Annotated in this window: 15 protein-coding genes, 1 tRNA gene and 1 pseudogene; 7 read left to right on the top strand and 10 right to left on the bottom strand. The window is 71.4% G+C overall.

Annotation, left to right across the window (positions count from 1 at the left end; translation table 11 throughout):
* The first annotated feature begins 28 nt into the window (after nt 1-28).
* Entirely contained in the window at nt 29-304 is a 276-nt protein-coding gene (locus AB0937_RS19155) for a hypothetical protein (RefSeq protein WP_366713091.1), read from the top strand.
* A gap of 601 nt (nt 305-905) precedes the next feature.
* Here AB0937_RS19155 and ugpC read toward each other — a convergent pair.
* The 5 genes from ugpC to AB0937_RS19130 form a co-directional block, all read right to left on the bottom strand.
* Complete coding sequence (ugpC, locus tag AB0937_RS19150; RefSeq protein WP_366713090.1) at nt 906-2,093, bottom strand: sn-glycerol-3-phosphate ABC transporter ATP-binding protein UgpC; 1,188 nt, start codon at nt 2,091-2,093, stop codon at nt 906-908.
* Nucleotides 2,094-2,119: 26 nt separating this feature from the next.
* Entirely contained in the window at nt 2,120-2,953 is an 834-nt protein-coding gene (locus AB0937_RS19145; protein WP_142156932.1) for a carbohydrate ABC transporter permease, read from the bottom strand.
* The gene (locus AB0937_RS19140) at nt 2,953-3,912 is read right to left on the bottom strand and encodes a sugar ABC transporter permease (RefSeq protein ID WP_366713088.1); all 960 of its coding nucleotides are present in this window, start codon (nt 3,910-3,912) and stop codon (nt 2,953-2,955) included. Before AB0937_RS19140 ends, AB0937_RS19145 begins: the two co-directional genes overlap by 1 nt.
* Before the next feature lie 70 nt (nt 3,913-3,982).
* A complete protein-coding gene (locus AB0937_RS19135) occupies nt 3,983-5,203 on the bottom strand; it encodes an ABC transporter substrate-binding protein (RefSeq protein WP_366713086.1) in 1,221 nt (406 codons plus the stop codon).
* Between the two features lie 263 nt (nt 5,204-5,466).
* Nucleotides 5,467-5,543 (bottom strand) — tRNA-Pro (locus tag AB0937_RS19130).
* 512 nt (nt 5,544-6,055) lie between these two features.
* On the opposite strand from AB0937_RS19130, the gene AB0937_RS19125 reads away from it, so the two are divergent.
* On the top strand, nt 6,056-6,400 hold the full coding sequence (locus AB0937_RS19125; RefSeq protein WP_366713084.1) for a cupin domain-containing protein: 345 nt from the start codon (nt 6,056-6,058) through the stop codon (nt 6,398-6,400).
* A 15-nt stretch (nt 6,401-6,415) separates the two neighbouring features.
* On the opposite strand, the gene AB0937_RS19120 is transcribed toward AB0937_RS19125, so the two are convergent.
* The gene (locus AB0937_RS19120; RefSeq protein WP_366713083.1) at nt 6,416-7,420 is read right to left on the bottom strand and encodes a LacI family DNA-binding transcriptional regulator; all 1,005 of its coding nucleotides are present in this window, start codon (nt 7,418-7,420) and stop codon (nt 6,416-6,418) included.
* A 133-nt stretch (nt 7,421-7,553) separates the two neighbouring features.
* On the opposite strand from AB0937_RS19120, the gene AB0937_RS19115 reads away from it, so the two are divergent.
* Nucleotides 7,554-8,717, top strand: a complete 1,164-nt coding sequence (locus AB0937_RS19115) for a Gfo/Idh/MocA family oxidoreductase (protein WP_366713082.1) — start codon at nt 7,554-7,556, stop codon at nt 8,715-8,717.
* A 9-nt stretch (nt 8,718-8,726) separates the two neighbouring features.
* On the opposite strand, the gene AB0937_RS19110 is transcribed toward AB0937_RS19115, so the two are convergent.
* The gene (locus AB0937_RS19110; protein WP_366713080.1) at nt 8,727-9,338 is read right to left on the bottom strand and encodes a TMEM175 family protein; all 612 of its coding nucleotides are present in this window, start codon (nt 9,336-9,338) and stop codon (nt 8,727-8,729) included.
* A 63-nt stretch (nt 9,339-9,401) separates the two neighbouring features.
* On the bottom strand, nt 9,402-10,433 hold the full coding sequence (locus AB0937_RS19105; RefSeq protein WP_366713079.1) for a LacI family DNA-binding transcriptional regulator: 1,032 nt from the start codon (nt 10,431-10,433) through the stop codon (nt 9,402-9,404).
* Nucleotides 10,434-10,541: 108 nt separating this feature from the next.
* On the opposite strand from AB0937_RS19105, the gene AB0937_RS19100 reads away from it, so the two are divergent.
* The 4 genes and pseudogenes from AB0937_RS19100 to AB0937_RS19085 form a co-directional block, all read left to right on the top strand.
* The gene (locus AB0937_RS19100) at nt 10,542-11,699 is read left to right on the top strand and encodes a phytanoyl-CoA dioxygenase family protein (protein WP_366713077.1); all 1,158 of its coding nucleotides are present in this window, start codon (nt 10,542-10,544) and stop codon (nt 11,697-11,699) included.
* Nucleotides 11,700-11,707: 8 nt separating this feature from the next.
* Nucleotides 11,708-12,484 carry an SDR family oxidoreductase gene (locus AB0937_RS19095; protein ID WP_366713075.1) on the top strand — a complete coding sequence of 259 codons (777 nt, stop codon included), beginning with the start codon at nt 11,708-11,710 and terminating at the stop codon, nt 12,482-12,484.
* Between the two features lie 46 nt (nt 12,485-12,530).
* Nucleotides 12,531-13,535, top strand: coding sequence for a Gfo/Idh/MocA family oxidoreductase (locus AB0937_RS19090; protein ID WP_366713074.1), 1,005 nt, complete (start codon nt 12,531-12,533; stop codon nt 13,533-13,535).
* Nucleotides 13,532-13,747, top strand: a pseudogene (locus AB0937_RS19085) (gfo/Idh/MocA family oxidoreductase); the annotation flags it as partial. The gene AB0937_RS19090 and the pseudogene AB0937_RS19085, both read left to right, overlap by 4 nt.
* Before the next feature lie 81 nt (nt 13,748-13,828).
* Here AB0937_RS19085 and AB0937_RS19080 read toward each other — a convergent pair.
* Both AB0937_RS19080 and AB0937_RS19075 read right to left on the bottom strand, forming a co-directional pair.
* Entirely contained in the window at nt 13,829-14,632 is an 804-nt protein-coding gene (locus AB0937_RS19080) for a hypothetical protein (protein ID WP_366713136.1), read from the bottom strand.
* 347 nt (nt 14,633-14,979) lie between these two features.
* On the bottom strand, nt 14,980-15,615 hold the full coding sequence (locus AB0937_RS19075; protein ID WP_366713073.1) for a hypothetical protein: 636 nt from the start codon (nt 15,613-15,615) through the stop codon (nt 14,980-14,982).
* Between the last annotated feature and the right edge of the window lie 101 nt (nt 15,616-15,716).

Genomic DNA, 15,716 nt, shown 5'->3' with positions numbered 1-15,716 from the left:
GGGTGGCGTCCCGGCCCCGAAGGACGACATGACGACGGTGATGCTGCGCGAGGCACAGTTGCTCGTCGCCTACCCGGACAGCCCCCTGACCGCGACGAACGGCGCGGGCCCCGGCGACCGGGCCGAACCCGGCCCGGGTCCGGGCGAACGGGCTCCCGACTGCCGCGGACTCACCACCGGCCTGGCCGTGACGCCCCTGCGCCTCTACGACCTGCTGCGCGACCGCGGGTCCTGGTCCTCTGTTCCGACTCGGCCGACGCTCTCACCGCGTGCCACGAGGCCGCCGCCACCGCCGGCCGGCTGACGGGCGGCAAGGTGCCCGCGTTCGTCGTCGCCGGGGACGACGACACGGCGAAGGCCGTCCACGCCCCGGCGGCGCGAACGGCCGGCGCCTGCCCGTGTTCCGGGACGAGGCAGGAGAGTTCGAGCGTCTGTACGGCACCAGGGGTGCGACGGCCCTCCTCATCCGCCCGGACGGCTGTCTCACCGCCCGTCCGGCACGGCTCACGCCCGCGGAGACGGAGCCCGCACCGGCCCGACGCACTCGGGGGGTCTTCCGCCTGTGACACCACCGAGCGATCGAGAGGCCGCACCGTGCCTGCGAACGCAAACGAGTGGGTGGCACCTGCCACCCACCCGATACGTCGGCGCGCCCGCGAAGCTTCTCAGGACTGCGGACGGCTGCCGTGGTTCGCGCCGTTCTTGCGGCGGGCCTTCTTCTTGCGACGTCGCTTCGAGGACATCGAACCTCCATTCTCCGGCTTTCGGTCACTGTCCACCGGACTGTCGCGTCCGGTGACTACAGAGCCATTTTCCAGCCGACGCGATGGCAAACACACACGATGCGGATGCACACGAGTGGCCTACATCACGGTGGTGGCCCGGCCCGGCCGCGTGGCGAATCGTCAGTCCGCCCGCGCCGGATGCGTGAGGTTCGCCCCGTTCGCCGGGTCGAACACGTGGGCCTTGGCCATGTCGACCCGCAGTTCCAGCGGTTCTCCCTCGCGGGCACGCGTGGCGGCGTCCAGGCGGGCCACGAGTTGACTGGTGTCGGCGCCGGTGTCGCGCAGGCCCGAGTCCTTGGCGAGTTCCTCCAGTTCGGTGGTCGTCGCGGGCCCGCCCTCCGCGGCGAAGTAGACGTACGCGTCGGAGCCCAGCGACTCCAGTACCTCCACGGTGGCGGTGAAGACCGGGCCCGTCCGGTCCCGGTCATGTGACAGGGCCACGTCCTCGAATGCCTCCGGTCGCAGCCCGACGATGACCTCGCGGGGCGCGTTCTGGCGTTCCAGCGCCTGCCTCGTACGGTCGTCGAGGGGCAGGTCGCCCAGGGGCGAACGCAGGGCACCGCCCTCCAGAGTGGCGTTCAGGAAGTTCATCGCCGGGGAGCCGATGAAGCCCGCGACGAAGATGTTGCGCGGCAGGTCGTACAACTCGGCAGGTGTACCGATCTGCTGGACCAGGCCCTGTCTCATGACCACGACGCGGTCGCCCAGCGTCATCGCCTCGGTCTGGTCGTGGGTGACGTACACCGTGGTCGTGCCGAGGCTCCGCTGCAGCCGGGAGATCTGGGTGCGCATCTGGACCCGGAGTTTGGCGTCCAGGTTGGACAGTGGCTCGTCCATCAGGAACGCCTTGGGATCACGGACGATCGCCCGCCCCATGGCCACCCGCTGGCGCTGACCGCCCGAGAGGTTGGCGGGCTTGCGGTCCAGGTGCTCGGTGAGGTCGAGGATCCGGGCGGCGTGCGTCACCTTGGCGTCGATGGTGTCCTTGTCCACCTTGGCCAGGCGCAGCGGGAAGCCCATGTTCTCCCGGACGCTCATGTGCGGATACAGGGCGTAGCTCTGGAACACCATGGCGACGTCGCGTTCCTTGGGAGCCAGGTCGTTGACGACGCGGTCTCCGATGCGCAGGGTGCCCTCCGTGATGTCCTCTAGTCCGGCGATCATGTTCAGGGTGGTGGACTTGCCGCACCCCGACGGACCGACCAGGATCACGAACTCGCCGTCGGCGATCTCGAGGTCCACGTCCTTCACGGCGAGGGACCCGTCGGGAAAGCGCTTGGTGACTCCCTCAAGGATGATCTCGGCCATGGATGGTGCCTCCTTGCCTTCCCCGTTCAGCCCTTGACTGCCCCGGAGGTCAGTCCCGCGACGATCCGCCGCTGGAAGAGCAGGACGAAAACGATGATCGGGATGGTGATGACCACAGCGGCGGCGGCGATCGACCCTGTGGGCTGCTGGAACTGGGAACTCCCGGTGAAGAACGCGATCGCGGCGGGCACGGTGCGCGCGGACTCGGTGGACGTCAGCGAGATCGCGAACAGGAAGTCGTTCCAGCAGAAGATGAACACGAGAATGGCCGTGGTGAACACGCCCGGCGCGGCCAGCGGCGCGATGACCAGCCGAAAGGCCTGCGCGGGCGTCGCCCCGTCGACCTTGGCGGCCTTCTCCAGATCCCAGGGGATCTCCCGGAAGAACGCCGACAGGGTGTAGATCGCGAGCGGCAGGGAGAAGGTCATGTACGGGATGATCAGCCCGATCCAGGTGTCGAAGATCCCGATGATCCGCTCGATGTTGAACAGCGGTGACACCAGGGAGATCGGCGGGAACATGGCAATCAGCAGTGACATGCCGATGAGTACCCGCTTGCCGGGGAACCGCAGCCGGGCCACCGCGTAGGCGGCCATGGTGCCCAGGGCCACCGCGATCACCGTGGCGATCAGGGCGATGCCGATCGAGTTGATCAGCGCACGGGTGAACTCGGCGGTCTCGAAGATGCCCCGGTAGTTCTCCCAGGTCCAGTCCCGGGGGATGTAGTCACCGTCCGTCAGGGTGCCGGGGTCCTTGAACGACAGCGCGGCGATCCACCACACCGGGAACAGGGCGTACAGCACCACCACCACGTTCAGGACGCCCCATCGGGCGGCATGTGTCTTTCCCACGGCGGCCATCAGCGCTTCACCTCCGCGCCGGGTGCGGCGGCACCGAACAGTTTGACGAAGGTGAAGGCGATGATCCCGACGCAGATGAAGATCAGGACCGAGATCGCCGACCCGATGCCCAGGTTCAGCGCGGTGAACAGGTTGTCGTACCCGAGGATCGACAGCGAGCCGGTCCCGTGGGCGCCCGCGGTCAGGATGTAGATGTTGTCGAAGATCCGGAACGCGTCCAGTGTGCGGAAGAGCAGGGCCACCAGGACGGCCGGCTTCATCAGCGGCAGGATGACCTTGGTGAAGCGCTGCCAGGCGGTGGCACCGTCCACCATAGCCGCCTTCAAGGTCTCCTCGGGGACCAGCGCGAGGCCCGCGAGCAGCAGCAGGGCCATGAACGGCGTCGTCTTCCACACCTCGGCGAGGATGATCAGCCAGAGGGCGGGCCACTGCTCGGTCAGCGGAGCCTCTCCGCTGGGCAGCAACTCGGCGAGGTATCCGAGGTTCGGGGTCCAGGCGTACTGCCAGGAGAAGGCGGCGACCACGGTGACGATGCCGTACGGGACGAGGACCGACGTGCGAACGGCGCCGCGCCAGAAGATCGTGCGGTGCATCACCATGGCGAGCCCCATTCCGAGGACCAGTTCGATCGCCACGGACACCGCGGTGATGAACAGCGTGACCCAGAAGGCGTCCCACCAGAACGGGGAGGACAGCACCGCCCCGTAGTTGCTCAGGCCCACGAACTCCGCCCGTCCGGGAAAGCGCAGGTCGTACCGCTGGAGGGACAGATAGACGGCGTACCCGATGGGGTAGGCGGTCACGGCGATCATGACGACGACGGCGGGTGCGCAGAGCAGCCAGCCGAGCCGCCGCTCCTGCCGGGCGCCCGCCGACAGTGCCGCCTGGTCCGGCCCCTTCTGCTCCGTCTCCGTTTCGGGGGGCGGTGGGGTTCCGGCGGGTTGCGCCCGTGTGCTCATCTCGGGCCGCCCGGGGAGGAGGCCCGCGCGCTGCGGCGCCGGGCGGCGAAGTGGTGCGGGAGGTGGTGGTTCACGGGATCACACCCTCGGATCGCAGGGCATCGTCGATCTGCTCCCTGATGGTGTTGACGGAGCTCTCCGGTTTGATCCCGGACGGCGGAGACAGCGTGTGGGAGACCGCGATCGACACGTTCTGGTAGACCGGGGTGATCGGGCGCACGCTCGCCGACTCCAGGGCGGCCAGCACCTCCGCGGAGAAGGGGTACTCCTTCATGAACGCCGGCTCGTCGTACAGGGCGCGCAGGGTGGGCGGCAGACCGCCCTCGAGCGCGGCGGTGAGCTGGTTCTCCCGGTTGCGCAGGCACAGCGCCGCCTCGAAGGCAAGGTCGGGGTGGCGCGAGTAGGCGCTCACCGCCAGGTCGATGCCGCCGATGGTGGGCCGTGCCCGGCGGTTCGCGTCGACCCGGGGGTACGGCGCCCAGCGGAAGTTCTTGAACAGCTCGGGGTTGTTCGCCTTCATCGATGGATAGACGAACGGGTAGTTGAGCTCGAACGCCGCCACCCCCGACTCCATGGCGAGCCGGTTCTGGTCCTCCATCTGGTTGGACAGGGAGGGGTCCGCGGCCGGGGAGTTCGCCAGCTCACGCATGATCCCCGCGGCCCGCACAGCGGGAGGACCGAGGGAGGGCTCGGTCGCGCTCGCGTTGAGGATGGAGCCGCCCGCACTGTTGATGAGCGTGTTGAACCAGACGGTCAGGCCCTCGTACTGGGCGCCCTGGATCTCGACGAAGTGCGGTTTGCCCTGCCGGGCGAGGGCGCCGGCCATGTCCAGCATCTCGGCCCAGGTCCGGGGCGGTGTGGGCACCAGGTCCTTGCGGTACCACAGGAGCTGGGTGTTGGTGTTGTAAGGGACGGCGTACAGCTTGCCCTTCCAGGTCGAGGTCTGCAGCGGTACGCGCAGAGTGCCCTCGGCGGCCTGCCGCTTCGCCGCTCCCGTCCATTCCCGGATCCAGCGCGCCTCGGCGAACTCCGCCGCCCAGGTGACGTCCAGGCCCAGGATGTCGAGCGAGTCGTCCTCGGCGGCGAGCCTGCGGACAAGCTGCTGACGCTGGCCGTCGGCCGCGCGCGGGAGCTTGTTGTAGCTGATCCTGTAGCGGCCGCCCGACGCCTGGCTGCACCGGTCGGCCGCCTTCTGCAGCGCACCGGAGTCGTCGGGGAAGTTGTACCAGTTGAGGGTGGGCCTACCGGAGCCTTCGTCACTGCCACAGGCGGCGAGCACCGATGCCAGCAATGGCAGTACGGCGAACGCCCGCAGCCATCGCGTCCCTCTGGGATGTCCCCTCGCATGCACGCGCTCCACAACTCGCTTCCGGACGGTGGCACGGGCTCGGGCCTTGCAGTGTTTGCCTCCCGGCGAACACTAAAGACCACTCAAGGCGACATCAAGGACATTTGGTATCGAATAACCCATTGGCCAGCTTGGGGCAGACGCGGCGGGAACGACAAAGAGGTCATTTCCGTCAACCGGAAATGACCTCCGACCTGCTACTTCGCTGGTCGGGACGACAGGATTTGAACCTGCGACCCCTTGACCCCCAGTCAAGTGCGCTACCAAGCTGCGCCACGTCCCGATGCGTCTCGCGCGGGTGAACCGCGTGATCGCGCAGGTCAACCCTACCGCATGCGAACTCGCCCGCCGGCCCGTGCCGGCGGCCGATCCGGGCGCCGGTCCAGCCCGCGAGGCCCACCGTCGAGACGGCGACGGCGAGGACGGCCCACCAGGGGAGGTTCGCCTTGGTCGCGTGGCAGGCACAGGCCGCCACGGCCAGGAGTGCCGTGACAACACCTCCGGCCGGTCCGGTCCGCCGGGCGGCTCGTTGCCGCATCTCGTCCACGTCCTGCTCCCCCTTCGCCCACACGTGCGCACCCGGGCATCTCAACTCCCGGGCATATGCCGCAAACGATACGCGAATCGGTGGGAACTCCCGACCAGGGCATAGGGGTTGGGACGGACACCATAAGCCCGGGCGCTGAATGCAGGCCGCACCCGCCGGGCCGGGACGACGGAGTGTCCGCCCGGCCCAGCCGGCACCCCACACTCTGTCGAGGCCGCTCCCCCGTTCAACGCGGCTAGGGTCGCCGCATGACGCACAGCTTCGTACTGCACATCCCCGACGCCGAGCTCGAACCCGAGCCCCTCGCGCCCGAGCAGGTCGTCTCCGGGACGCCCGAGGTGACCGGGAAGGTGGTCTGGGAGTCGGAGGACGGCCGTCAGGTGCGGGGCGTCTGGCAGATCACCCCCGGCGTGGTCACCGACACCGAGGCCGACGAACTGTTCGTCGTGATCAGCGGGTCGGCGACGATCGAGGTCGAGGGCGGGCCGACGCTGACGGTCGGGCCCGGCGACATGGCCGTCCTGCGCGAGGGCGACCGTACGACGTGGACGGTGCACGAGACCCTGCGCAAGGCGTACGCGATCAACCTCTGAGCGGGGCGGACGCGGTCAGCGGGTGGGCGCGGGCGCCGTCGACCCGCGGATCTCCAGGGTGGGCACGGCGAGTTGGACGCGGCCCGGTCCGCCGGCGCCCTCGAAGCGCTCCAGGAGGCAGCGGGCCGCGCGGCGGCCGACCTCGTGGCTGGAGTTGTCGACCGTCGTCAGCCATACGTGCCGCAGGCGGGAGATGCTCGTGTTGTCGTAGCCGACGACGGACAGGTCGTGCGGGACGCGCAGGCCCAGTTCCTCTGCCGCCGAGAGGGCGCCGATGGCGGCGATGTCGTTGACGGCGAAGACGGCCGTGGGCCGGCCGGGGCGGCTGAGCAGCCGGACGGTCGTGCGGTAGCCGCCCTCCTCGGTCATGTCGCTCGGCTCGACCACAGCCTGCTCGGCGAGCCCGTGCCGGCGCATCGTCGCCTCAAAACTCCGGTGCCGCAGCTCCCCGACCGCTCCGTAGCCCGCGATGTGCGCGATCCGGCGGTGCCCGAGGCCGATCAGGTGCTCGGCCGCCAGACGGGCGCCCCGCTCGTCGTCGCCCGCCACGACGTCGACGCCCGGCGGCGCCGGTTCGCGGGAGCCGGCCAGTACGACCGGGATCCGCCCGGCCACGTCTCCGAGGGCCGCCGGGTCGGGCAGCGTGCCGACCACGACCAGGCCGTCGACGCGCAGGTCCAGCAGCGGGTCGGCCGGGTCCTGGCCGGTGCGGCGGTTGAGGCGGGCGTCGGCCAGCAGCATGCGCAGGCCGTTGGCGTGCAGCAGGGAGTTGAGGCCGTCGAGGAGGTCGACGAACCAGGGGTTGCGCAGATCGTTCAGGAGGACACCGACCGTGCGGGTGCGCCGCTCGCTGAGGCTGCGGGCGGCGGCGTTGGGGCGGTAGCCGAGCTCCCGGGCCGCCCGGAGCACGGCGTCCCGCTTCTCGGGGCGCACCTGGTCGGAGCCGCGCAGCACGAGGGAGACCAGCGACTTGGAGACACCGGCCCGTTCGGCCACGTCCCGGATCGTCGGCGGTCTCATGGGATGGACCGTTCCACGGAGTGGTACGGCTTGTCAAAGCAGGCGGCACGGCCCTTCAAAGGGTTGACAGCGTCACCAGGCCCCGCCCAGGGTGGCCTGGACAGGTTCTGGAACGGTCCAAAAAGGGGCTCTCATGGTGGACACGCTCGGCGTCGCCGTCATCGGATTCGGCTGGATGGGGCGGGTGCACACCCAGGCCTACGCGCGCGTGCGGCACCACTATCCGCAGCTCCCCCTCGCCCCGGAGCTGGTCACGGTCGCCGAGGAGGTGCCGGGCCGTGCCGAGGAGGCGGCCGCGCAGTTCGGGTTCGCCTCGGCGACCCGGGACTGGCGCGAGGTGGCCGCCGATCCGCGCGTGCGAGCGGTCAGCATCACCGCGCCGAACTTCCTGCACCGTGAGATCGGCGTCGCCATGGCCGAGGCCGGCAAGCACATCTGGATCGAGAAGCCGGTGGGGCTGACCGCCGAGGACGCCGGCGCGGTCGCGGACGCGGTCGCTCGGGCCGGCGTACAGGCAACGGTGGGCTTCAACTACCGCAACGCGCCCGCCGTCGAGGCGGCCCGCGAGCTGATCGCCGCCGGCGAGATCGGCGCGGTCACGCATCTGCGCATCCGGCTGTTCAGCGACTACGCGGCGCATCCCGAAGGCGCGCTGACGTGGCGCTACGAACGGGAGCGGGGCGGCAGCGGGGTGCTGGGCGACCTCGCTTCGCACGGCGTGGACCTGGCCCGTCACCTCGTCGGCGACATCGCGTCCCTGACGGCCGACACGGCGATCTTCGTCCCGGAGCGGGCCCGCCCGTCCGGCGCCACCGCCGGCCACAGCCGCGCCGCCGGAGGCGAACTCGGCCCGGTCGAGAACGAGGACTACGTCGGCTGCCTGCTGCGCTTCGCCTCCGGGGCGCGCGGCGTCCTGGAGGCCTGCCGGGTGTCGGTCGGCGAGCAGAACAACTACGGCTTCGAGGTGCACGGCACGAAGGGCGCGGTGTTCTGGGACTTCCGCCGCATGAACGAGCTGGGGGTCAGCCGCGGCACCACGTACCAGGACCAGTCCGTCACCACGGTGTACGTGGGCCCGGGGCACGGCGAGTTCGCCGCGTTCCAGCCCGGTGCGGCGAACGCCATGGGGTACGACGACCTGAAGGTCGTCGAGGCGTACCGCTTCCTGCGGTCGGTCGCCGAGGGCACCCCGCACGGAGCGACGCTCGCGGACGCCGTCCACAGTGCGGCCGCGCTGGACGCGATGGCGCGGTCGGCGCAGAGCGGGAGCTGGGCGGAGGTCACCGGCCGGGCGTGACTCCCGCCGTCAGGTGGGGCTGGTCAGCCTGCGGCCCAGGTAGACCTTCACCGGCACGAGGGCCAGCCACATCCACATGATCCTGGGGCCGGCCACCAGGGCCAGCGGGACGGTGGCGAGGAAGACCACCACGGACGAGGCGCTGTCCAGGAGGTAGAGGGTGCTCGCCGCCTCGGAGGGCGTGTCGTGGCGCAGCCAGGGGCGCCTCGCCAGCACGGTGGCCACGGCCAGGTGGCAGGCGCCCAGCGCGGCGACGGCACCCGCGTACACGGCGACCGACACGGACTGGGCGCCGTACTCGGCGAGCAGCCGGGTCGGGAACGGCACGAGGGCCGCGGCGCCGAGGCCGACCATCGAGATGCCGATCACCTGGCCGTCGATCTCCCGCACGTCCTGGAAGATCCGCCGGTGGTCGCGCCAGAAGCTCCCCAGCACCGCGACGCTCAGCGCGTAGGCCCCGAGGTCCGGGAGCAGCTCGCGCAGGGCCGCGCGGTACGCGGCGGGCTCGAGTTCCCGTGGCACGGAGAGATCCAGGACGAGCAGCGTGATGGCGATGGCGAACACGCCGTCGACCAGGGTCACCAACCGCTCGGGGCCGCCGTCCGGGCGCGAGGTCCACATGGGCCGACGGTAGGGGCGGGGCCGGGTCTCCTCACGTATCCACGCCCGGTGCCGCCCCGGGGATCACACGGCCGCCTGCGGTGGCATGTTGTACGGCGTCACGACCTGGATGGCCGACGGCAGGGTCGGTCCGGCCGGCGGCAGCGCGTCGTGGGCGCGCATGACGGTGTGGCAGGCCTCGCGCACGTCCTGGCGGAGGTCGTGGTGGAGCACGGCGGACAGGCGGTGCTCGCGCAGCAGGCGTGTGTTGTCGTGGTCGAGGTCGTGCGCGACGAACACCGCGCAGTCGCGGCCGAGGTCGTCGAAGGCGCGCAGCGTGGCGATGTTGCCGCCGCCGATCGAGTACACCGCGCGGATGTCCGGGTCGCGTTCCAGCGCGGCCCGGACGAGGTCGTACTGGGTGGTGTCCAGCCCCTGGCCCTCGGCGATCTCGACCAGCGTGCGCCCCGGGTGCCGGGCGCGCATGGCGCTGCGGAAGCCCATCTCGCGCTCTTCCTCGTTGCGGAAGAACCCGCTGCTGAGGCTGGTGAGGATGTTGCCCGGGCGCTCCCCCAGCCACTGGCCCATCAGATAGGCGGCCGTGGCGCCCGCCGCCCTGTCGTCTATGCCGATGTAGGCGAGGCGGGCGCTGGCCGGCAGGTCGGTCACCAGCGTCACCACCGGGACGCCGGCGGCTTCGAGGCGGCCGACCGCGGCGGTCACCTCGGGGACGTCCGGCGCCTTGAGGATCACGCCCTGCGAGCCGCGCCGTGCGATGCGGTCGAGGATCCGCACCAGCTCGGCGGCCGGGCCGGTCTCGCGGAAGTGGAAGCGGGAGCGCAGCACCGCCGGGCGCAGGGACGGCAGTTCGGCCTCCAGGGCGGCGCGGATCGCCGTGGTGAAGCGCTCGGGCGCCTGCATCACGATGTCGACCATGAACGTCCGGCCGACGAGGCGCACCTGGGTGCGCTGCCGGTCGAGATCGGCGATGGCCTGGCGGACCTCCCGGGCGGTGCTCTCGCGCACTCCGCCCCTGCCGTTCAGCACCCGGTCGACGGTCGCCTCGCTCAGGCCCGCCTGACGGGCGATCTCGCGGATCGGGAACGGGTGTCCCATGCGCCGGCTCCTTGAGGGGTTTTTGATGGCTCGCTGCTGGTTGTTCGATGGGTTTGTACTGACAAGAATGACAGGGCTGCGTCGCTCCGTGACCCCGAAGGGACGACGATGTCCTTCACTTCCGTACACCACCGTGCCTGGCTGTCCGAGCAGGACTGTGATCTCGAGGCGTTCCGCGACCTGGTGGAACGGGCTACGGATCCCGCCGACTATCCGCACGCTTGCGCGGTCGAGCGGAACGTGCCCGTCTACGACTGCGGTCTGCTCGAAGGCGACCGGGTCGTCCAGGCCGAGCTGGTGCGGGCGCTCGCGGAGGGGCCCGGCATCGTGGTCTTCCGCGGCGCCTTCCCCGACCCGGACGTCGTGGACCGGACCACCGCCGTGTTCGAGGCGCTGATCGCTAAGCAGCGCGCCTCGGGCGCGGCGGCCGGTGACCACTTCGCCCGGCCCGGTGCCAACGACCGGGTGTGGAACGCGCTGGAGAAGGCGGCCCTCTACGACCCGGAGGCGTTCGCCGACTACTACGCCAACGACGTCCTGGCCCTGGTGGCCACCGCCTGGCTCGGCCCCGGCTACCAGGTCACCTCCCAGCTGAACGTGGTCAACCCGGGCGGCGCCGCCCAGACCGCGCACCGGGACTACCACCTGGGCTTCCTGTCGAACGAGGTCGCCGCCGCCTATCCGGCGCACGTGCACCGCCTCTCCCCCGTGCTGACGCTCCAGGGCGCGGTCGCGCACTGCGACATGCCGGTGGAGTCCGGGCCGACGATGTACCTGCCACACTCGCAGAAGTACGAACCGGGCTACCTCGCCTGGCGGCTCCCGGAGTTCCGGTCGTACTTCGAGGCGCACCAGGTGCAGCTGCCGCTCGCCAAGGGCGACGCCGTGTTCTTCAACCCGGCGCTCTTCCACGCGGCCGGCACCAACCGCTCGGCGGACGTCCGGCGTATGGCGAACCTGCTCCAGGTGTCGTCCGCCTTCGGCCGCGCGATGGAGACGGTGGACCGGGAGGCCGTGGCGAACGCGGTGTACCCGGTCCTCCTCGAGCGCAAGGCCGAAGGCGCCGACCAGGCGTGGCTGGACCAGGTGATCGCGGCGAGCGCCGAGGGCTACCCCTTCCCCACCAACCTCGACAGCGACCCGCCGGTCGAAGGCCTCGCCCCGCCCTCGCAGGCGGATCTGGTGCGGCGCGCGCTGCGCGAGGAGTGGACACCGCAGGCGCTCCGGGCCGCGCTGCGGTCCGGTGCCGAACGGCGAGAGAGCTGAGGAAACCGATGGGACTTCTCGACGACAAGGTCGTCCTGGTCAACGGCGGCAGCCAGGGGGTCGGCGCGGCCATCGCGCGGGCCGCGGTGCGCGAAGGGGCGGTCGTGGCCGTCACCGGGCGGCGCCCCGGGCCAGGCGAGGCCCTGGTGGCGGAACTGACCGCCGCGGGCGGCAAGGCCCTGTACATGCGGGCCGACCTGTCGGACGCCGAGCAGGCAAAGGCCTCCGTGGCCCGGGTCGTGGAGACGTACGGCCGCGTCGACTGCCTGGTGAACTCCGCCGGTCTGACGTCCCGGGGGACGCTGCTGGACACCACGCCCGAGCTGTTCGACCAGCACATCGGGATCAACCTCAAGGGCCCGTTCTTCGCGATGCAGGCGGCGGTGGCCGACATGGTGGGCCGTCAGGCGCCGGGCACCATCGTCAACATCATCACCTCGTCGGCGCACGGCGGGCAGCCGTTCCTCGCGCCCTATGTCGCCGCCAAGGCAGGACTGATCGGACTGACCCGCAACGCCGCGCACGCGCACCGCTGGGACCGGGTCCGGATCAACGGGCTCAACATCGGCTGGACGGCCACGGAGGGTGAGGACGCCACGCAGAAGGCGTTCCACGGGGCCGGGGACGACTGGCGTGACGAAGCCGCCGCGAAGCTGCCCATGGGCAAGCTCGGCCAGCCGGACGAGATCGCCGATTTCGTGGTCTTCCTGCTGTCGGACCGGTCCGGGGTGGTCACCGGGTCGGTCATCGACTGGGACCAGAACGTCCTCGGCGGCCTGGACTGACAACTCTCCGCAAGCAACCCTCCCCCTCCCTAGGAGCAACACCCCCATGCGTATCGGAATCCTCGGCCTCGGCCGCATCGGCGCCTTCCACGCCGAGACCCTCTCGGGACTCGACGCCGTCGACTCCCTCGTCCTGACCGATCCGTTCGCGGACGCCGCCAAGTCCGCCGCCGAGCGGTTCGGGGCCGATGTGGTGGATTCGCCGGAGGCGCTGCTGGCCACCGGTGTGGACGGCATCGTCGTCGCCGCCGCCACGGACGCCCACCCGGCGCTGATCCTGGCCGGTGTCGAGGCGGGTGTCCCCGTCTTCTGCGAGAAGCCCGTCGCCAGGACCATGGCCGAGGGGGTCGAGGTGCTCAAGGCCGTCGCGGGCCGGGACGTGCCGATCCAGATCGGCTACAACCGGCGCTTCGACGCCGGGTTCGTCAACGCCCGGGCCGCCGTGCAGAGCGGTGAGCTCGGCACACTGCACACGGTCCGCTCGACCACGCTCGACCCGGCGCCCCCGCCGGCCGCCTACATCGCCTCCTCCGGCGGCATCTTCCGCGACTGCTCGGTGCACGACTTCGACATCATCCGCTGGGTGACCGGCCGCGAGGTGACCGAGGTCTACGCCGTCGGCGGCAATCGCGGCGCGGACTTCATCAAGGAGGCCGGCGACGCCGACACCACCGGCGCGATCCTCACCCTCGACGACGGCACGATCGCGGTGGTCTCCAACTCCCGCCACAACGGACGCGGTTACGACGTCCGCATGGAGATCCACGGCTTCCAGGACTCCATCGCCGTCGGCTTGGAGGACAAGCTGCCGCTGCGCTCGGTCGAGCCCGGGGTGACGTTCCCGGCGGGCCCGCCGCACGACTTCTTCATGGACCGCTTCACCGAGGCCTATCGCGCCGAACTGACCGCGTTCACCGAGGTCGTCGCCGGCACCCGACCGTCGCCGTGCACGATCGAGGACGCCCTGGAGGCGGGCTGGATCGCCGACGCGTGCACCCTGTCGCTGCACGAGCACCGTCCCGTGACGATCGAGGAGGTACGGCAGGCGTGAGCGGGAGGGGCCGGGAACCCCTGTGCACAGGCGTGCCGGGAGCCGTACGGATCACCGAACGCTTTCCGGCCGCCCCGGCCCGGGCGACCGGGCACCGCCTCGTCGCGGTGGCCGCCCGCGACCGCGCCCGCGCCGAGGCGTTCGCCGCCGGGCACGGCGTGGAGCGGGTGGCCTCCTCGTACGCCGAACCGATCGCCGGCCCCGAGGTCGAGTGCCCCGGCCCGCGCAGCCTCGTGCGCTGACTTCGGCCGGGCCGGTGCTCTCCAGTGGCTCCGGCCCGGCGCACGCAGCGATCACTCCGGCCGGCGCTCCGGCCCGCCGTGGCCGGGACTCGGGAAATCGGAGCTCGTGAAGTCGGGGCTGGTGAAGTCCGGGCTCGTGAAGCCGGGCGTACGGCCGGCCGGTGGGGGTGGCACCGTACGCTGTCGGGTCTCCGCCGAGGCCGGGTCGGTGAGCGCCTCCCGCAGGAACGGCATGATGCCCCGCTCCAGCAGGGCCTCTAGCCAGGCGTCCCTGGCCCGGGTCACCTCGATGGGCTCGTCGGGAGGACGGCCCGGTTCGTTGCGCAGAGCCGTGAGGAGCAGCCCGACGGCGGCGACGAGGAGCGAGGCCCCGGTCACCGCGCCGAACAGCCAGCCGGTGGTGATGATCGTCCGGGCGATGGGCGTCTCCGGGTTGAGCATCCGCAGGATGTAGCCGACCAGCAGGAGGATCGCCGCGCCCGTGCCTGCGAGGACGGGCCCCAGCACCGCGATGACGGCCGCCAGTCCGGCTCCGCCGGTTTCGGCGACCTCGCCTGCTGTCGTGGCGGAGCCTGGGGCGCCCGGGTCCGTCTGAGCCGGGGCGGTTGCGCGAGAGGACGGCGCGGACATCGCCGGCCCGAGCCGTTCGTCGCGGACCTTCACGTAGTGGCGGTACTCACTCCCCGCTGCCGCCGTGATGACCGCAGTGGCGTCGAGCGCCATGGTGCGCAACTGTTCGACGTTGAGCCGCCGCCCGAGAGCGGCCAGTTCCGGGCGGTGCGGTGCGGAACGCAGCGCCGCGTCGAGGGTTCGCTCGTAGTCGGAGCGGTCCTCGTTCAGCAAGTGGACGGGCACGGCGAAGCGGTCGCCGGCCGGGGCTGTGGCCCACGTGGTGCGCCGACTCGTCGACTGGGACCGGGGAACCGCTTCGGGGACGTGGTCCGGGTGCTCGGTGCGGGACGCGACGGTGGTTGGCTCCGGCACCGTGGGCTCCGGAGCATGTTCGGGTGCCGGCGGCGTCACGGCTGCCCGTGTACGGGGCGCGGGCGCGGACGGGCGGACACCGATTCCGAGGAGCGAGGCGAGGACCCGTCGCCCGAGGGACAGACGACGCTGCTGTTCGAGCGTGGGGAACCGGCGTCCCGCGCGGTCCACGCCCAGGATGCTCGCGGCGATGCGCCGACGCGCACCGGGTCGCTGCGTCATCCGGTCCCCTCCTCTCCGACGGCCGGCCTCGGAGGAAGGGGCGGAGTCTCACGGCCGTGGCGTTCCCTGGCCGGGCTGCCCGCGGCATCGGCGGGCCGGCCGTTCGAGTGCGCCGTGTGCGGTGGGGCGTTGCCCGTCTCCCCCGCTGTCCCGTCGCTCTCGCCGGACACCGGCCGTGCGACGGCCGGCCCGGACAGCGCCACCGGAACGGGAGAGGGCGCTGCGGCGGCCGTGGCCTGTGGCGCGGGCTCCGGCACCGCCTGGACCCCGACGCCCGTTTCGGGCTGCGGCCCGCCGGTGAGCGCGTCGTTCACCGACTGAACGCGGCCCAGCTGGGTCAGGATCACCGGTGCGGAGATGCCGACGACCAGTGCCGCGTAGGCACCGCTGATCTGGCCGGTGGTGCCGAGGAGCACCGCGGCGCCCGCACCCATCGCGCTGTGCACCACGGCCGCGACGGAATCACCCACAGGGTCGAAGTACTGCTGGAAGCGCGGAGGTCCCCCTTCTTGCCCCGAGGGTAATCGGCGGTGTCCTCGTCGGTCCGTGTGCCAGTCGAGGAACCGGGTGTAGACGTCCAGCAGTCCCCGCAATACGCCGCCCGCCCCGCCCAGCAGGATCAGCGTCGGCACGTCCACGGCTTCCCCCGCTTGCGAACGAGCGGCTCCGGCCTTCGGAGCCGCTCCCCGAGCGTAGGGCCCGCCACGGAGCGAACGAAAGAGCGCTGGACGGA

Origin of the sequence: Streptomyces sp. NPDC047880 (assembly GCF_040706515.1) — a bacterium.
Classification (GTDB): domain Bacteria; phylum Actinomycetota; class Actinomycetes; order Streptomycetales; family Streptomycetaceae; genus Streptomyces.
The sequence above is the reverse complement of the archived record's forward strand: the minus strand, read 5'-3'. Positions and strand labels throughout refer to the sequence as shown.

Excerpts from the sequence above, each read along its gene's own strand:
- AB0937_RS19155 (WP_366713091.1), top strand. The coding sequence starts at position 29 with ATGACGACGGTGATGCTGCGCGAGGCACAGTTGCTCGTCGCCTACCCG.
- ugpC (WP_366713090.1), bottom strand. The coding sequence starts at position 2,093 with ATGGCCGAGATCATCCTTGAGGGAGTCACCAAGCGCTTTCCCGACGGG.
- AB0937_RS19145 (WP_142156932.1), bottom strand. The coding sequence starts at position 2,953 with ATGGCCGCCGTGGGAAAGACACATGCCGCCCGATGGGGCGTCCTGAAC.
- AB0937_RS19140 (WP_366713088.1), bottom strand. The coding sequence starts at position 3,912 with ATGAGCACACGGGCGCAACCCGCCGGAACCCCACCGCCCCCCGAAACG.
- AB0937_RS19125 (WP_366713084.1), top strand. The coding sequence starts at position 6,056 with ATGACGCACAGCTTCGTACTGCACATCCCCGACGCCGAGCTCGAACCC.
- AB0937_RS19120 (WP_366713083.1), bottom strand. The coding sequence starts at position 7,420 with ATGAGACCGCCGACGATCCGGGACGTGGCCGAACGGGCCGGTGTCTCC.
- AB0937_RS19115 (WP_366713082.1), top strand. The coding sequence starts at position 7,554 with ATGGTGGACACGCTCGGCGTCGCCGTCATCGGATTCGGCTGGATGGGG.
- AB0937_RS19110 (WP_366713080.1), bottom strand. The coding sequence starts at position 9,338 with ATGTGGACCTCGCGCCCGGACGGCGGCCCCGAGCGGTTGGTGACCCTG.
- AB0937_RS19105 (WP_366713079.1), bottom strand. The coding sequence starts at position 10,433 with ATGGGACACCCGTTCCCGATCCGCGAGATCGCCCGTCAGGCGGGCCTG.
- AB0937_RS19100 (WP_366713077.1), top strand. The coding sequence starts at position 10,542 with ATGTCCTTCACTTCCGTACACCACCGTGCCTGGCTGTCCGAGCAGGAC.
- AB0937_RS19095 (WP_366713075.1), top strand. The coding sequence starts at position 11,708 with ATGGGACTTCTCGACGACAAGGTCGTCCTGGTCAACGGCGGCAGCCAG.
- AB0937_RS19090 (WP_366713074.1), top strand. The coding sequence starts at position 12,531 with ATGCGTATCGGAATCCTCGGCCTCGGCCGCATCGGCGCCTTCCACGCC.